We start from the raw sequence: 985 nt of genomic DNA, 5'->3' as shown, positions 1-985 counted from the left end.
TTAGGGCGTGTCTCCTATATGTGCGATGATTTATCGTTCAGAGTGGAGGTATGAGTCATGCTTCTACTTCTCGATATCAGACGCTGACGGATGAACAATGGGTGCGTATAGAACCATTGTTGCCCTCAAATGCCGGGCGGAAAGGCCACCCGTTTCGTGACAACCGCAAGATCGTAGAGGCCATGATCTATCGGGCCAGGACTGGCATGCCGTGGCGTGATCTACCGCGTGAGGCGTTTGGTCCATGGCAGACCGTGTGGAAACGACACCGCCGCTACGCTGCTGATGGCACCTGGGATGAGGTCCTAGCGGCATTGCTTGCTGAGGCGGATGCTGCCGGAGAGATCGACTGGACGGTATCTGTTGATGCCACCATTACGCGTGCTCATCAGCACGCCACCAATACCACCCGGCCCGATCAGCCCACAGGGGGCACGTTCGATCACGAACAATAGGGGTAAGGCATGGCAGGAACCTGCTGGGCATGCAGTAGGACGGTCTCGAGGCGGGCTGTCATCGAAACTGCACGCTGCTGTTGACGGCAACGGCATGCCGTTGGCGATCGTGCTTACGGGTGGCCAACGCCATGACGGTGCGATGTTAGCCGAGGTGCTGGACGATATTCGCGTCCCCCGGCTTGGCCCAGGTCGGCCACGCACCAGACCGGATGCAGTCATTGGTGATAAAGCCTATTCCAACGGCATCATCCGCAGAATGTTGTCGGCCCGCGGGATCCGGGCGGTGGTCCCACAGAAGTCCAATGAACACACCGCCCGCAAACGCAAAGGCACTCGTGGTGGACGCCCACCGGCTTTTGACCCCAACACGTATAAAGGCCGCAACGTCGTGGAACGCCACTTCGGCCTAGCGAAACAATGGCGCGCCATCGCTACCCGCTACGACAAAATGGCCATCACCTACCGGGCTACCGCAGTCCTCTGCGCTGTCGTAGCCTGGCTACGCAAATAGGAGACACGCTCTAGTT

At 58.9% G+C, this 985-nt stretch carries 1 protein-coding gene; it reads left to right on the top strand.

All coding sequences use genetic code 11. From position 1 onward, the window contains the following. Positions 1 to 50: 50 nt before the first annotated feature. Positions 51 to 969 (top strand): IS5 family transposase gene (locus ACYVJT_RS15280; protein ID WP_499418568.1). Its coding sequence is split into 2 segments (ribosomal slippage): positions 51 to 446 and positions 448 to 969, totalling 918 coding nucleotides; the frame shifts between segments, so codons are not numbered across the junction. Positions 970 to 985 lie beyond the last annotated feature (16 nt).

The sequence above is a fragment of the Yaniella soli genome (assembly GCF_054782375.1).
The sequence above is the reverse complement of the archived record's forward strand: the minus strand, read 5'-3'. Positions and strand labels throughout refer to the sequence as shown.